The 15,878-nt window shown below is 44.9% G+C and carries 14 protein-coding genes and 2 riboswitches; all 14 genes read left to right on the top strand.

Going from position 1 to position 15,878, the window contains the following annotated elements; all coding sequences use genetic code 11:
• Positions 1 to 2: 2 nt before the first annotated feature.
• The 14 genes from SGLY_RS04295 (at position 3) to SGLY_RS04365 (ending at position 15,873) form a co-directional block, all read left to right on the top strand.
• A complete protein-coding gene (locus tag SGLY_RS04295) occupies positions 3 to 1,019 on the top strand; it encodes a hypothetical protein (protein ID WP_013624067.1) in 1,017 nt (338 codons plus the stop codon).
• The gene (locus SGLY_RS04300; protein WP_013624068.1) at positions 1,016 to 4,006 is read left to right on the top strand and encodes a type I restriction endonuclease subunit R; all 2,991 of its coding nucleotides are present in this window, start codon (positions 1,016 to 1,018) and stop codon (positions 4,004 to 4,006) included. The genes SGLY_RS04295 and SGLY_RS04300 overlap by 4 nt, the downstream gene beginning before the upstream one ends.
• A gap of 714 nt (positions 4,007 to 4,720) precedes the next feature.
• Complete coding sequence (locus tag SGLY_RS04305) at positions 4,721 to 5,179, top strand: helix-turn-helix domain-containing protein (protein ID WP_013624069.1); 459 nt, start codon at positions 4,721 to 4,723, stop codon at positions 5,177 to 5,179.
• Between the two features lie 75 nt (positions 5,180 to 5,254).
• A riboswitch (ZMP/ZTP riboswitch) is annotated at positions 5,255 to 5,336 on the top strand.
• Between the two features lie 105 nt (positions 5,337 to 5,441).
• Positions 5,442 to 6,332 carry a protein adenylyltransferase Fic gene (gene fic, locus SGLY_RS18540; RefSeq protein ID WP_013624070.1) on the top strand — a complete coding sequence of 297 codons (891 nt, stop codon included), beginning with the start codon at positions 5,442 to 5,444 and terminating at the stop codon, positions 6,330 to 6,332.
• 375 nt (positions 6,333 to 6,707) lie between these two features.
• The gene (locus tag SGLY_RS18070; RefSeq protein WP_169312007.1) at positions 6,708 to 6,884 is read left to right on the top strand and encodes a hypothetical protein; all 177 of its coding nucleotides are present in this window, start codon (positions 6,708 to 6,710) and stop codon (positions 6,882 to 6,884) included.
• A gap of 98 nt (positions 6,885 to 6,982) precedes the next feature.
• Positions 6,983 to 7,825, top strand: coding sequence for a DUF1616 domain-containing protein (locus tag SGLY_RS04320; protein ID WP_013624071.1), 843 nt, complete (start codon positions 6,983 to 6,985; stop codon positions 7,823 to 7,825).
• 101 nt (positions 7,826 to 7,926) lie between these two features.
• Positions 7,927 to 8,033: riboswitch (cyclic di-GMP riboswitch) on the top strand.
• A 202-nt stretch (positions 8,034 to 8,235) separates the two neighbouring features.
• Entirely contained in the window at positions 8,236 to 9,666 is a 1,431-nt protein-coding gene (locus SGLY_RS04330; protein ID WP_013624072.1) for an ATP-binding protein, read from the top strand.
• Positions 9,620 to 10,279 (top strand): accessory gene regulator ArgB-like protein, encoded by a 660-nt coding sequence (locus tag SGLY_RS04335; RefSeq protein ID WP_013624073.1) that lies wholly within the window; start codon positions 9,620 to 9,622, stop codon positions 10,277 to 10,279. Before SGLY_RS04330 ends, SGLY_RS04335 begins: the two co-directional genes overlap by 47 nt.
• The gene (locus SGLY_RS17410; protein ID WP_013624074.1) at positions 10,263 to 10,394 is read left to right on the top strand and encodes a cyclic lactone autoinducer peptide; all 132 of its coding nucleotides are present in this window, start codon (positions 10,263 to 10,265) and stop codon (positions 10,392 to 10,394) included. Before SGLY_RS04335 ends, SGLY_RS17410 begins: the two co-directional genes overlap by 17 nt.
• A 19-nt stretch (positions 10,395 to 10,413) precedes the next feature.
• A complete protein-coding gene (locus SGLY_RS04340) occupies positions 10,414 to 11,172 on the top strand; it encodes a LytR/AlgR family response regulator transcription factor (protein WP_013624075.1) in 759 nt (252 codons plus the stop codon).
• A gap of 338 nt (positions 11,173 to 11,510) precedes the next feature.
• On the top strand, positions 11,511 to 12,704 hold the full coding sequence (locus SGLY_RS04350) for a geranylgeranyl reductase family protein (protein ID WP_013624076.1): 1,194 nt from the start codon (positions 11,511 to 11,513) through the stop codon (positions 12,702 to 12,704).
• Between the two features lie 42 nt (positions 12,705 to 12,746).
• Complete coding sequence (locus SGLY_RS04355) at positions 12,747 to 13,475, top strand: glycosyltransferase family 2 protein (protein WP_013624077.1); 729 nt, start codon at positions 12,747 to 12,749, stop codon at positions 13,473 to 13,475.
• Positions 13,476 to 13,504: 29 nt separating this feature from the next.
• A complete protein-coding gene (locus SGLY_RS04360; protein ID WP_013624078.1) occupies positions 13,505 to 14,680 on the top strand; it encodes a glycosyltransferase family 4 protein in 1,176 nt (391 codons plus the stop codon).
• Between the two features lie 44 nt (positions 14,681 to 14,724).
• Positions 14,725 to 15,873 (top strand): radical SAM/SPASM domain-containing protein, encoded by a 1,149-nt coding sequence (locus SGLY_RS04365; protein WP_013624079.1) that lies wholly within the window; start codon positions 14,725 to 14,727, stop codon positions 15,871 to 15,873.
• The last annotated feature ends 5 nt before the right edge of the window (positions 15,874 to 15,878 follow it).

Raw genomic sequence — 15,878 nt, forward strand, 5'->3', positions numbered from 1 at the left:
TTATGACATTATGTACAGCATGGATACGACAAGCAAACGATACCGAAGAATTGATATTCGCTACTGATAGCTGCTTAACAGGTGGAGAAAAATGGAAGCACGGTATTAAACTGTTTGAACTACCAAGAAAAGATTGCCTGCTTAGCTTTGCAGGTAGTACCATGCGAGCATATCCCCTAGTCCTAAATCTTGTCTCGGCTATTCATTTTGACGATTATTTACAATCTCCATTTGCTAAACTTAATGAAGTATTGGTTTATATTTCTGATTTATTCACTGAATTAGTAAAAAAAATAATATCAGAAATACCGAATGAAGACATTAACGATTTAAGAGGTGGGGCTAAATTCCTTTTTGGTGGCTGGGATTGGGAGAAAGGTAGTTTTCGAGTATGGAAGCTTCATTATTCTTCAGAAGTGGAAGGTTTTATTTTTGATGAACTGAACGGTAATTTAAGTAAAAAAAGATTTTATACTTTTTTGGGAGATCCTTCTCCGGAAATAGGAGAAGAAGCCTTCAAAGCCTATAAAAAGATGGTTTATGATGAAGACAAGCAAGATGACCCCATTGATATGGAACCGCTAAAGATTCTTCGTGATTTTTCTTTAAATAAAGATATTCGTGAAGTAGATGGCAGCTTACAGATTGCAAAAATATACAAATCTAACCGTACAGAGTTTTTTGGAGTCTATTGGGCTTCAAGCAAAGGAAAGCCATGCTTTCAAGGCAGAGAGTACAACGAAGTCAATAAACCATTGGTGCGTTATTTCAATCCTGATACTTTTGAAATCATAGAATCAGACTTACCGGCAAGACTAGCCAATATTACCGAAGAAATATATCAAGATAATTGTGAGTTCATACAAGAATGCTTCGATGAATCAGGTTTTCTGAAAGATAGCTTATCGGAAAAAGCTAAACACGAGCTAAGATTGATTTTTAAAGACGTTGCTTATCGACAGTTTCTTTGCAGACTTGAAGCAGAGCAAAGGCTATTGGATGAAGGTGAAGAAGCATGAGCATAACAACAGAAAATACATTTGAAAGCGCATTAGTACAATCCCTTGTTGAACAGGGTGGTTACACAGAAGGAAATGCCCCCGATTATAGTCCTGAACTTGGTATGTTTAAATATGAAGTGATTAAGTTTTTACAGGAATCCCAACCAAAACGGTGGGATAAAATTTATTCCATTCACGGAGAGGATGCTAATAATCGCGTCATTCAAAGATTATACAAGGAACTGGACTTAAGAGGCAGTCTGGATGTGCTTCGCAATGGCTTTGTTGATTACGGTGTGCGTTTTCAAATGGCCTTTTTTCAGCCTGCTTCGGGTTTAAACCCTGATGCAATTGATCTGTACAATAAAAACAGCCTGAAAGTCTATCGTCAAATTTTTTATAGCACCAAAAATAAAAACAGTTTAGATGTATTGCTTTCGCTCAACGGTATTCCTGTAGCTACTTTTGAACTTAAAAATCAATTTACAGGTCAGGATGTGGGCAATGCTTTAAAACAATACGCCAGCACCAGAGATAACAGAGAAATTCTTTTTGCTTTCAGGAAAAGATCTTTAGTGCATTTTGCTGTTGACCAGGATGAAGTATTTATGACCACCAAACTTGATGGGAGTAAAACCTATTGGCTACCATTCAACAAAGGCGCAAACAGCGGTAAGGGCAATCCCTTAAATCCCAATGGATACCGCACGGCTTACTTGTGGGAAAATATTTTGCAAAAAGATAGTTGGATGGAAATAATTCAACGCTTTGTGCATTTGCAAACAGAAGAAATTGAAGTGGAAGGAAAAGTTTATAAAAAAGAGAAATTGATATTTCCACGATATCATCAATTAGATGCAGTTAGGAGGATAAGCGAAAAGGTATTGGAAGTAGGGACTGGTAAAAACTATCTGATTCAACACTCCGCAGGTTCGGGAAAGAGTAACTCTATTGCTTGGTTGGTTTATCGTTTATCGAGTTTGCACAACGCTACAGATGAACGGATTTTTGATTCTGTAATCGTTGTTACCGATAGAAAAGTTCTTGATCAACAGTTGCAAAACACTATTTATCAATTTGAACACAAAACAGGTGTAGTTCAAAAAATCGATAAAGACAGCTCGCAGTTAGCTTCTGCCTTGGGTTATGGGACGAACATCATCATTACTACTTTGCAAAAATTCCCTTTTGTAGTAGACAAGGTTGGAGAATTACCGGATAGAAAATATGCCGTAATTATCGATGAAGCCCACAGCTCTCAAGGTGGCGAAGCAAGTAAAAAACTAAAAGAAGTACTGGCTGAAAAATCATTGGAAAAAGCAGAAACAGAGGATACAGATGATTATAATGGTGATGATTTTGTAAGAGAGCAAATTGAAAGGACGGCCGCATCAAGGGGGCAACAGCCTAATATTTCATTTTTTGCCTTTACCGCAACACCGAAATATAAAACCCTGCAAGTCTTTGGAGATAAGGATTCCGAGGGCAAACCAAAGCCATTCCATTTGTATTCCATGCGTCAAGCCATAGAGGAAGGTTTTATTTTAGATGTATTGCATTATTACGTCACTTATGAACTCTACTTTAAATTGACTAAAGCAATAAAAGAAGATCCGAATCTAAATAAGAAAAGAGCTGCCAAAGCAATTGGTAAATTCGTTTCCCTGCATCCTCACAACTTAGCTCAGAAGACCGAAATCATAATAGAGCATTTCAGAGAAATTGTTTCCAAAAAAATAGGAGGCAAAGCCAAAGCCATGTTGGTTTGTGGGTCAAGGCTTCACGCCAAACGTTATTTTGAGGAATTTAATAGATATATAAAGACCAAAGGGTATGCAAACGAAATAAAAATTTTGGTAGCCTTTTCAGGTAAAGTGACTGATGACAACTATCCTGATGGAGTTTCTGAACCTCAAATGACAGGATATGGAGAAAAAGAACTTCCAGCCATTTTTGATAAAGACGAATATAGAATATTAATAGTTGCAGACAAGTATCAAACCGGTTTTGACCAGCCCTTACTTCATACTATGTACGTTGACAAAAAGCTATCAGGTGTAAAAGCCGTTCAGACCTTATCAAGGCTCAACAGAATACACCCCGGCAAAGAAGATACCTTCGTGCTTGATTTTGCCAATGATAGGCAAACCATTTTGGATTCATTTCAGCCTTACTATGAGATCACTTCCGTAATAGAAGAAACTGATGTCAACCACTTATATGACCTTAAGGCCAGATTGGATGAATTCAAAATATACTGGAAAGAAGAAATAGAAGCATTTGCTAATATATATTTTGACCCAAAAACTAAACTAAACAATTCAAAACAACAAAAGCTTTTATACGCCTTTACTGATCCAGCTGTAGATAGATACAAAGACATTCCAGAACATGAAAGGCAAGATGAGTTCAAAAAAGGTTTACGTTCCTGGACAAATTTATACGCGTTCCTTTCTCAAATAATGCCCTTTTTTGATGCTGAATCTGAGAAGTTTTATGCTTATGCCAAGCTCTTACAAACAAGACTTCCAAGAAGAGGGCTCTCAGAATCATTGCAATTAGATGATGAAGTCGCTTTAGAATATTATCGTTTGCAAAAGATAAAGGAAGGTTCTATTGAACTTCAAAAAGGTGAAGAAGGCGAATTAAGTGGAACATCAGAAGCAGGACTGAAAAGAGCTAAAGAGGAAAAAGCCTTGCTTTCCGAAATTATTAATATGCTTAATGAACAATTCGGAACAGAATTTGATGAAGCCGATAATTTATTCTTTGATCAAATTGAAGCTGAATTAATGGAAGATGAAACCTTACAGACACAAGCAAAAGTTAATAAGATAGACACTTTTAAATTTGCTTTCGATGATAAGTTTATAGATAAATTAATCGGAAGAATGGATCAGAATCAGGAAATCTTTGAAAAAATACTGGAGGATAAAGCCTTTGGTGATTTAGTTAAACAATTAATGATGAAAAAAATCTATAGGCGAATGAATGAACTGGTTTAGGGGAATCAGCTTCCGCACGTCCTGAAACAACCAAGGGGACAGAAACCATGAAGCATGATTACGCAATGCAAGCTTTACAAAGAGTTTTATTCTCCCAACACGTATTCAATAATGAAGCATGATGACAAAAAGCATTGAGAATTGGATTTATGATGATATATGTCTTCGTCCAGATGAAGTACTTAATGAAAATTTGTGGCTAATGCTGTCCGATAATGCCCAGTTGATGAAGATTTAAGGGAGCTGAATGTGTGCTCACGGATCTGTGGGCATAGTTATCTGTACAGCGTTTTTTTATTAATGGATAGTGAAATTGGATCAAATAAAGCTTTCGAGGGTTAACATGCTTTTGAGGGTTTTACTGCTTACAATTTAGTATGATTGTAAGCAGTAAGCAGGTGGTTAAATCGCTAAAAAATTACTAATATAGGCTGACTATTTCTGAAATATAGGCTGTCGCCAAGGGGATACTAGAGGGATAAAACATCTTTTTTGTCTCCTCAAGGCAGGTGGACAATCCTTGTTCAATTGATGTGACGGATAAGGTAAAATAACTGTATGGAATATGAAGAACTTTATCAAAAATATCAAGCTACTGGAAGAAAACAATAGGCTGAAGATTTCAAAAATCGGCTTGGCTTGACACTGTTTCTGTGCTGTAGCCTTCCTTGATCATGTATCGGAATACCGATATAATGAAGGTGGGTGATAAAAATGACAATACAACAGCTTTTGCAGGATAGGCAAATGTCCCGTTATCGTTTATCGAAAATCAGCGGGATTCCATGGGCAACTCTTGCAGATATTTATTCCGGGAAAACCCATCTGGACCGATGCGGCGCGGGGACGCTTTCCAAATTGTCCAAGGCACTTGGTTTGTCCATTGAGGAACTGCTGGCTCTGGAAGCAGGACCGGAAAAACACACAGCTGCCGGGAACACAAACAAAAAAACTTACTTGGAGACCGGGTTATCGCAGAGTGTCCAAAAAGCAATAAAAGACTATTTACAAGGCGAAAAGGAGCAGGTGGGATATCTTGATTGCTTGTGGAATGAGTTATATGGAGCCATTAATGCTGATCTTTGGGCTGGCTTAATTGCTGAGGAACAGGCAAGTTATCTGCGCGTAAAATATCTTGGGACAGAGAGAAAGGAGGATGACATGACTGATTGATTTTACGCTGTGTGAAATCAATAAATTCAGGGCCTACCGCCTTTATCTATGAAGTAAATTATGGTATATTTGAAATAGAAACTGCGTAACTGACGGAAGTGGAAGAAACCACGGGGAGCGCAGTAGGAGTTGTAAGCCGACCGTCTGGGTAACCGTTTGAGGTTTCCAGGCGGTTTTTTCATTTTTATATCAGTTAAGGGAGATATAATAGATGAAGGAATTGCCGATTGATTAAAAGAAAACAGAGAAGGAGGTTTTCTAAATGAATAAAATATCGATTCGCTTTTTTGACGATGCGGAAGTTCGTGCTGTATGGGACGACGCAAATTCTAAATGGTGGTTTTCCGTGCTTGACATAGTCGGGGTTTTGCGCGGCGAAAGTGATTATGAAAAAAACCGAAATTACTGGAAATACCTCAAAGCAAAGTTAAAGCGTGAAAACAGTCAACTGGGTAGTGTGACTACCCAGTTCAAATTCACGGCGCCAGATGGAAAAAAACGTGCGGCGAATGTTCTTGATTATGACGGCATCATTGCGCTTGCCAAGAATTTTCCAAGCAAAAAAGCAAATCGTTTCATTGAATGGTTCGCATATAGCGACGAAACAATCGACGGCAAAAGCAAGAGCAAGGCATATGCGCTTTTTGACAGTTCCCTGCTTGAGACATTAGAGGTCGGGACGGTTAAAGGCTTGCAGCAGATTCATGGCTATCTGTTCGGCGGGCTTTATGATTTTGCCGGGCAAATCAGAACGCTCAACATAGCAAAAAGCGGATTCCAGTTTGCGATGGCGCGGTTCCTGCCTGAAACGCTGAAGAGCATAGAAAAAATGTCCGAAAGCACCTTTGACGAAATTGCGGACAAATATGTGGAGATGAACGTCGCTCACCCGTTTATGGAGGGCAACGGCAGAAGCACGAGGATTTGGCTTGACCTGATGCTGAAGAAGAACCATAAACTCTGCGTTGATTGGAGTAAAATCAACAAGAAAGACTACCTCGCCGCCATGGAAAAAAGCGTTTCAAATCCGGTACAAATAAAGGACTTATTAAAATCGGCTTTAACCGATAAGATTAACGACCGCGAGGTCTTTATGAAAGGCGTGGATTATTCCTACTACTATGAGCAGGAAGACATTATTTCAGAAGAATAAACCTGTATCCTGACTTACCTGAGAACAGACGAAAACAATGGAACTGTTTCCTCGAACAGATAGCCCCCAAAAAACTACCGTTGACCTATTCCCTTGAACGGGAAAATGGCAAAATACATACCTGACATCAACCTGATGTCATCGTTCCATGTGGAATGGATAAAAATGATGACGGATGTACGGTCAGGAGGAGATAAAGGCGCACCTATAGACCACAAGATGCCGTGGTTTTGAAGCAAAGGAATAAGCAAAGAATAAGCAAAGAATAAGCAAAGGAATAAGAAAAGAACAGGCAAAAACCGGGCCTGAAAACCAAGTTGAATAAGGGGCTGCCGCATCATCGAATTAATCAATTCGCCCGCGGCGGCCTCATTTTTGCGGCTTAAGACAGAAACGAGAGACGGTTTTTTTTCTCAAATCGCGGCGGATTTACATCAGGCTGCTGAGGCGGAGGAAAATGCAAATCCAAACAGGATTTTAGCAGAATTAGACACGATTTTGCTGCTTTATGACAATAAAGATAGACAATCACCTTTGATCTTGCTAACTTAAGGATTACGGAAAAACAGTGAAAACCTTAAACACAACGGACAGGGCCGGAAAGCAGCGCCGTCACCTTTTCGCTTCAGTTTGTTAAAGGGGTTGAATTTTTGTTGAGGATAGAAATAAAAAACGAGTTTCCCTTCATCCTATCTCTTTCTGTTATTCTGGTCGTGTTGATTGGGATGGATGGAAGCGGAACCGGGCGGGTTGTGTTAGGTTTGCCTTTTGTCCTGTTTTTTCCCGGGTATACCTTAATCGCAGCTCTGTTTCCGGCCAGGGGCGATCTCGACGGGATTGAACGGCTTGCCTTGAGCTTTGGTCTGAGTATAGCCGTGGTGCCGCTTCTAGGTGTCATCCTGAACTGCGTCCCGTGGGGAATAGGGCTTTACCCTATCCTGGTGACGCTTTTGGTTTTCACGATCCTGCTGTCCGCTATCGCGATCTGCCGAAGAAAAAAACTTTCTTTGGAAAACCGTTTTGGGCTTTCTTTAAACGTGAAACCAATCAAATGGGGCAGCCTTTCCAGGCTGGACAAAATTCTCGCGGCGGTACTGGCGGCAGTGATTATTTTGGCGATAGGAAGCCTGTATTATACCGCGGCGATACCAGCAGCTGGTGAGAAGTTCACAGAGTTTTATCTTTTGGGTTCGGACGGGAAGGCAGAGGGCTACCCCCGGGTGATGAAAACGGGTGAGACCAAGGAAGTGATCCTGGGAACCGTGAATCACGAAGGCCGCCAGGTCTCCTATACCGTCCAAGTGCGAATGGACGGGGAGGTGAAGAGGCAGCTGGGGCCTTTTCAGGCGGACAATGAGGAAAAAAAGGAAGAGTCCGTCAGCTTCAGGATAAATGAGCCTCATGAAAATCTGAAGGTAGAGTTTTTACTGTTTAAAGATGGGGAGAGCGTTCCCTATCGCTCCTTGCATTTGTGGGTAAACGTTCAGGAGTAGATGACAAATACATATCCAAAAAAATTTTTCCGCGACCCCTCAAAAAGGAAGGGGGGGAGCGTATTAATCATTAAGGGAGTTTCTGCAAGGAAACTGACTGTGAACTGAAAAGGCAAACTTGCCGAAAGGCAAGGACGCAAAGCTACGGGTCTAAAGCCCGGCATTTTCTTGAGAAAAAATGCCGGGCCAGGACCGCCGGGCCGCCGAACGAAAAGCTGATGCTTTCTTTAGATAAAGGAAAGGTTCCGTTTCCGGCGATCCGGAAACGGTTTTTTTTATGCGGAACCTGGGCATTGGCAAATTCGGGCAAGATAATGGAACATTTAGACAAGATAATGGAACTTTTCGACATGACGGGCAGGAACCGGTTTCTTTTTACATAAATACATCTGAGTAAGGGAGGTGACACGTTGGAGAGGCTGACTTCCTTTTCCCTGCTGATCGTATCGTTTCCTGAATCGATCCTGGTGGCGATCCTGGGGTTTCTCATGGTAGGGCTCAAACCTCGGTGGCGCGATTTACTGATGATTGGATTTTTGCAGGCGGCGGTTTCTTATCTCATTCAGCGATCCCCGGTGCCCTTTGGGCTCCACTCCATCCTTGAAACACTCTTATTCATTTTCAATATTCGTCTGGTTACCCGCCTGCCCTGCAGGATAGTGCTGCTGGCGTCTTTACTTGGCCTGATTTTTTACGGCTCAGTTGAAACGATCGCAATACAGCTCATGTTGCATCTCAAAGGGGTTTCCCTGACTGATGTTTGGAATAATAACGCGATGAGAATCTTCTTCTTCCTCCCGCAGGCCCTGGTCATGCTGATCTTTATCGCGGCGTGTAAAATTTTTCATTTCTCTTTGATGGGTTATGCTCAAGAATATAGCCGTTCGGGATATTTATCCAAAAAGGAAATTCAAGACAAGTTAAAGGCAGACATTGTGAACAAACATAATCTTTTTATCTCTGTAGTCGTTCTCCTCCCCTTACTTTTACTGGTCATATTAAACACCGCCTTTGAGGCTGCCATGTTAAACATTTTTCCGGGAGAGCATTTTATTATCTTTAACGGGTTCATGGGAATGTTCATTATTATTTTAACGGTACTCTCCACTGTCGCCGTCAAAAAAATCGGACAAGAGATCGAAAAGGAATACGAGGCGAAAAGAGCGGAGGAAAACTTCAAACAGATCAAACAATTGCTGGACTCTTCCAGAAAGCAGAGACATGATTTCCACCACCAGCTGCAGACGATTTACGGACTGCTGGAAAGCGGCTCCTATGAGAGAGCGCGGGATTACATCAGCAGGGCGTTCGGTGAGATATCCAAAACCGCGGAACTGATAAAAATTGACGATTATAGCATCAGCGCCCTTCTCCACACCAAAATAGGCTTGGCTGAAGCCAGAAAAATCAAAATGGAAATCGCCGTTGAAGGCAGCCTCAAAGATCTCCCGTTAACTCCGCATGAAGCCGGCTCCTTGCTGGGAAACCTGATTGACAACGCGCTTGAGGCCGTAGAAGCTGAAGCCGGTGAAGGCAGGCAGGTAAACGTAAAAATAGCCCGTGAACATGGAGCGTACGTATTCATGGTCAGCAATACAGGGGACCCTATCGTCCCCAGAATCAGAGAAACAATGTTCAAATCTGACTTCACGACAAAAAAAGATCACAGCGGTTTGGGCCTGGCAATTGTCAAAGATATCGTCACCAAACACCGGGGCAACATCGCGATCAGCAGCGACCCTGAAGAAACAGCTTTTACCATTACAATCCCGCTGAAAAAGGAGGCGAAGTTGAATGAATCTAAGTCAAATGGCTGGAGGAGCCGCAAACTACCTGTCTAAAGAACTGGCCCTGGATACCGGCAAAATCGATACGTTGCGTTTCGGCTTAGAAATGATCCTGGCGACGCTCATTAAAGGGGGGATTCTGATCACCCTGGCCTATTTCCTTGGAATACTTCCTGAGGTGATGTTTGCAATGGCCTGCGGGGCGATTTACCGGCTGTTCAGCGGCGGAGCCCACTGCAGCGGATACTGGAGATGCCTTACCCTGGGACTGATCAGTTATCTCACAGCCGGAGAAACAGGATTATATCTGGGAAGCCGTTTATCAGCAGACTTCCTGAGCTATTCCCTGCTGGCCGGATATTTCCTGTCCGTTCTCTGCGTGATCGCCTGGGTGCCGGGGGAAGTACCGTTTAAAAAGATTACAAGCGCTTCTGAAAGAATCCTGTTTAAAATTCTTTCATTGGCCTATCTTTGCTTATGGTTAGGGATCAGTGTCATTATGGTTCACTTTGGCCACGCATCGTTTGCGGCTGCCGGGCTTTTTGCTGTCATGATCCAGACAATCAGTTTTTCTCCGCCGGGTTACAAGGTTATCCACAAAGCGGATGACTTTTTAATACGATTATCCAGAGAAAGGAGGTGTTCAGCTCATGCTGCAAAAGATTAAAAAACTCATGGTGACCCCTGTTGTGATGGCTGCTTTCTTAGTCGCCGCCGTCGGTGTCAAGCCAGCGTGTTTCTTTTGGTTTTATCAGCCTGCTCCTCCCGTAAAATCAGAATAAAAGGAGGGGAGAATTTCGTATGAAGATAACGGTCTTCATTGCTGAAGATGATCCTGACATGCGTCATGTGCTCAAAAAAGTGGTGGAAGAGGTTGAGGATGTTGAGGTCATAGGGGCGGCCGGAAATGGGCTGGAGGCAATAAGGTTAATTCAAGAATTGTCGCCGCAAGTGGTTTTTGCAGATATCGACCTACCGGGAAAGGACGGTGTTGAACTGGCCCAAGAGGTCTTTGACATCAATCCCTTGACGTTTATCGTATTTGCGACAGCTTTCAGCGAATTCAGAGAAAAAGCCTTTGACCTCTATGCTTTCGACTATCTGGTGAAGCCCTTTAAAATGAACCGGGTCCGTCAGACCATGGAGAGGATCAAAGCAGTGTTGTCAGAAAAAGCTTTTGCCAGGACAAGGCCTTACTTTCATGAAAAGGTAAGCAGAAAACAGTTTTTCAGATGTGACAGCAAACTTATTTATTTGAATCTCGACGACATCATCTATGTCACCAGGGAAGGCCGCAAGTCCATGATTTATTTTATTGGCGGACAAATTCAAACCAACAATAAGCTTTCTGTTCTGGAAGCGCAATTGGAAGGATATCCATTTTTCAGAAGCCATAGCGGGTTCATTATCAATTTAAAGATGGTCAAGGAACTGATTCCGGTCAGCAGAAGCAGCTATGAACTGGTTATGGAAAATACAAAGAACAGGCCTTTAATCACAGTTGAAAAATTTAAGGAGCTTGAAGAACTGACAAACGCAAAAGTTCCAAAAATCAGTTAAAGGGTTTGATGTGCTCTGCTCAGACTTGTTTGGCGCTGCTTTGCAGCGCCTTTTTGTTTTGAGCTGATTGATCCGAAAATTCCCTGTGCAAAGTTCCCAAGAGCAAAGGAAGGGTTCTCCATGAAGCCTTCTTTTTTTTGCTGAAATGACAAATCCAGACACGATCTTGCTACTTTTAGACAAATTGCATAGACAATCAAATTTAATCTTGCTACTTTTGGATTGACCAATATCTGAAAATTTTCCTGGAGAGGTGAATCCGATGGATCCAGTCAACTGTTCATCCTGTTGGTGAGGGAAACCAAGGAGGGCACTGATCTTGAAAGGAGGGATTCGGCATGAACTATGACGCGATAGTCATTGGCGGGGGCCCGGCGGGCTGTGAGACAGCCCGGCTTATGGCGAAAAAAGGTTATCAGGTGATGGTAGCCGAGGAGCACCGGAAAATTGGCGAGCCCATACAGTGTGCGGGGCTCGTCAGCCGCAGAACCTTGCAAGCCGCAGCCATACCGGCCGGCCTGATCATGAACCAAATCAATGGCGCTTTCGTCCACTCTCCCGGCGGGGAAGTGCTCTCGATCAAGGACAAAGAAGCATACGCCTTTGTGATCGACCGCTCGGAATTTGACCGTAAGTTGTCAAAACGGGCCCAAGCTGCCGGGGCAGAAATCCTGACCGGGTGCAGGGCCAGTGTAAGCGGGCTTTCCCCGGAAGGGGCCAGGGTAAGGTTAAGATCTGGCGGCACAGAGACGACAGTCCGGACCCGTTTGCTGATCGGGGCCGACGGGGCCAACTCTCAGGTTGCCCGCCGGATCAACGCTCCCGCAGCGGATGGCGTGGTGGCGATGTGCGCGGCTGAAGTGGAATTAAAGTGCCGGGAAAAAGAGATGGTTCACATTTTCCTGGGCAGGGGCATCGCCCCAGGCTGGTTTGGCTGGGTCATACCGGTAGACGAAACGCGCGCCAGGGTGGGGATCGGTGTAAGCGGGAGGGGCAAAAACCCGGCGTATTACTTTCAACATATGGTGGATACCTGGCCGGGACTGTTTCAAGGGATGAAGATTATCCGCAACACGGGCGGAGCAGTGCCCATCGGTTTGCTTTCCAGAATCTATGCCGAAAGAACAATGCTGGTAGGGGATGCCGCCTGCCAAACCAAGCCCATCTCAGGGGGAGGGCTGTATCTTGGACTGCTCGGCGCGGGGCTCTGCGCCAAAGTGGCAGTGCAAGCCCTCTCCCAGGGAAATCTATCTGCCGAGTTCCTTGCAGAGTACCAGCGGTTATGGGAGAAGGAGATGGGGGACGAAATCCAAGCGGCCCTCGGGTACAGGAAGATTTTCCTGACGATGTCGGACCGGGAAATGGACACCTTGATTCGCTTTTTCAGGCATCCCTTATGGCAGGGGATCATATCCAGATACGGCGATATCGATTATCCGTCGAGGTTGGCAGGCAGACTGTCCTTCGCCGGGCCCTGGGCGGAGAAATTTTTAAGGGCGGGATTGAAGAAGGTCTTGGACCTGTGCCAGTAGCCCGGTCCATTGTGGTTGATCTTTATGGGGAGAGTGGTTTGCGTGAAAAACAAACAAGAAAAAAGTTTTACCGGGGAAATCAAATACAGCTTGATTATCCCTGCTTACAACGAGGAAGAAGGATTGCCTGTTGTTCTCAATGATGTCTTCCGGCTGCTGAACGAAAGTTTTGAAATCCTTGTTGTGGATGACGGTTCGACAGACAGGACCAGAGAGGTGGCGCAAGGGTTTCCCTGCCGGGTCATTTCTCACGAACAGAACGCTGGGAAAGGCGCTGCCATGAAAACCGGCATACGGGAGGCCGGCGGAGAAAATATTATTTTTATCGACGCGGACAATACCTACCCTCCGGAAGGAATTCTGGAAGTCGCCAAGGCTCTGGATAGCTTTGACATGGCCTTAGCCTCGCGCAAGACGGGGCAGGGGAATATTCCCGTTTTCAACAGGCTCGGCAATGCCATCTTCAGAAACAGTATCCGGTATATCTATGGTTTTAAAGGCTATGACCCCTTGACCGGTCTATATGGCCTGAAGAAAGCCTACATTGAGAGCATGAATCTGGAATCCAAAGGCTTTGGCATCGAGTCTGAAATATGCATCAAGGCCGCCAGAATGGGCCTGAAAGTCAAGGACATCCACATCAGCTACAGGGACAGGATTGGTAAGGCAAAGCTGAACGGACTGAAAGACGGGTACAGGATTATGATGACCATCATGAAGTATTTCCCGCTCGTCTTCCAGCGGATTGAAAAACCGGGCTTACATGGCTAAAATCAGTTCGCGCAAGAGAGGGATGTTCAATGAGAATATGTGTGATCGGCTCTTCCAAAAAGTTCTTTAGCGGGATTTCCGCCTATACCATAGTGATGGCCAACGCCTTTGCCGAACAGGGACATCAGGTATCGGTCGTTTTGCTGCGCAACCTGGTGCCTTTGTTTTTATACCCCGGCCGGGAGCGTGTCGGCAAGGGGGAATATATCATGGACTTCCGCCCTGACGTAACGGTTTATAACGGGATGGACTGGAACGCGCCCGCATCCTGGTTCAAGGCCCGGCGTTTCCTGGCAAGGCAGAACCCGGAGGTGATCATCATGCACTGGTGGACCTCCTCTGTCGTCCACATGCAGCTGGTATTGGCGGCCTGCCGGCGCCTGAATGGCCTGAGGTCCAAGCTTATCCTGGAAATGCATGAGGTGGTGGATACCCTGGAGGAAAAAATATTACCGATCCGGGTTTATTCCAGGGTGGGAGGAAGAGCGCTGCTCAGGGGATGCGATGGGTATACCGCTCACTCTGAGGAGGCCAGGCAAGCAATGATCCGGACGTATCAGCTCGCTGAGGACAAAATCGATGTCATTCCCCATGGGCCGTATGAGATATATGGAACACCGGACAGGGGGCTTGCCAGAAAGGAAATGGACCTTGACGGGTTTACTGTCCTTTGTTTCGGCTTGATCCGCCAGTACAAGGGAGTGTCCCTGCTGGTCAGGGCGTTCAATACCATACCTCCGGGGTACGCGGCCAATATGCACCTGGTTATTGCCGGGGAAGACTGGGGGGACGATACGGAACTCAGGCCGGAGCTAGAAAGGTCGCCCTACCGGGACAGGATCATCTTCAGGCCGGAGTTCATCCCTGATGAACGTGTCCCGAAATTATTTGCGGCTTCCGATGTGGTGGCCTTACCTTACCTGCGCACCTGTGGCAGCGGTGTCATCCATATTGCCGTGGCCCAGGGCAAACCGGTAATTACGGCGGATCTCGATACGATGAGCGAATGCCTCCAGGATTACGGCGGAGCCCGTTTCTTTCCGGCAGGAAACGTTGACGCTCTGCGGGACAGGCTTCTGGAGGCTTATCACAATTGGGTTGTGAATGGAGTTCAGACCTACCAGTTCACAGGGATGTCCTGGGAAGCCATCGTGAAAAAATACGAAGACATCATCGAAGAGATGGATCAACGTCAGCTTGGCTAATCAGACAGGATAAATTTGCGGCACAGAAGAAAGGATTCAAAACTATGTTAAAAATCGGCTTGATCTCGGATGTGGGCCAGCGCCTGGCAGGGTATAAGGCCCAAAGCTTGCTGGGCTTTCCGCAAACCCGGCCCCTAAGCCTTACGGTCAGCATTACCCAAAAATGCAATAGTCAGTGCAAGACCTGCAATATCTGGAAGGACCCCAGGAATGCTCAGCCCAGTACAGAGCTGACCCTCGAGGAATACGACAAAATCTTCCGGAGCATCGGTTCCTCCATCATCTGGTATACCCTGAGCGGAGGGGAGCCTTTTCTGAGGAAGGATATTGCTGAGATTGTGAGTTTGATCATCAAACATTCCAGGCCAAAGGTCCTCATTATTCCGACAAATGGGCTTTTGAGCAAAAGGACGGTCAGGGAAACCGAGCGGATATTAAAAATGCTGCCGGCGAATGCAACCTTAATTGTCAACCTGTCCCTGGACGGGATTGGGGAGGAGCATGACGAAATCAGGGGCATCCCCGGTAACTTCAAGCGCTTCCTGGAGACGTTCGCGGCGTTAAAAGAACTGAAAAAAGCCTATCCGCATTCCTTTGAGCTTGGGGTGCACAGCGTTGTTTCCAGATTTAATGTGGAAAATATATTAGAGTTGTTTGACTATGTGAAGAATCAATTGGTTCCGGATTCTTATATATGCGAAATCGCGGAAAACAGGGAAGAATTGCTGAATGTTACAGATTCGATCACTCCGTCAATCCATCTTTATGAAAAAACAATCCGGCCTTTGCAGAACGAGATCAGGGAAAGCCTGCTTCATCATAAAGGGATTACAAGCCTGATCCAGGCGTTCAGATTAAAATATTACGATTATGTCATCACGGAAATGAGAGAAAAAAGAAGAATCATCCCCTGCTACGCGGGCCGTGTCTCAGCCCAGATCTCACCCTGGGGAGATGTCTGGCCCTGCTGCATTTTGGCCTATCAGGCCGATATGGGCAATCTGAGGGATTTTGAACTGGACTTTAACAAGCTCTGGTACGCGGAAAAGGCGGCCAGGGTAAGGAACCAGGTGTTTAAGGGAGACTGCTACTGTCCCATGGCCAATGTTCACTACACAAACATGACGCTTACGCCAAAAGCAATGATGGGCGTGATGGGCAATTATCTTGGGGCCAGAATGAAGATGAAATAATGGAT

Origin of the sequence: Syntrophobotulus glycolicus DSM 8271 (assembly GCF_000190635.1) — a bacterium.
GTDB lineage: Bacteria > Bacillota > Desulfitobacteriia > Desulfitobacteriales > Syntrophobotulaceae > Syntrophobotulus > Syntrophobotulus glycolicus.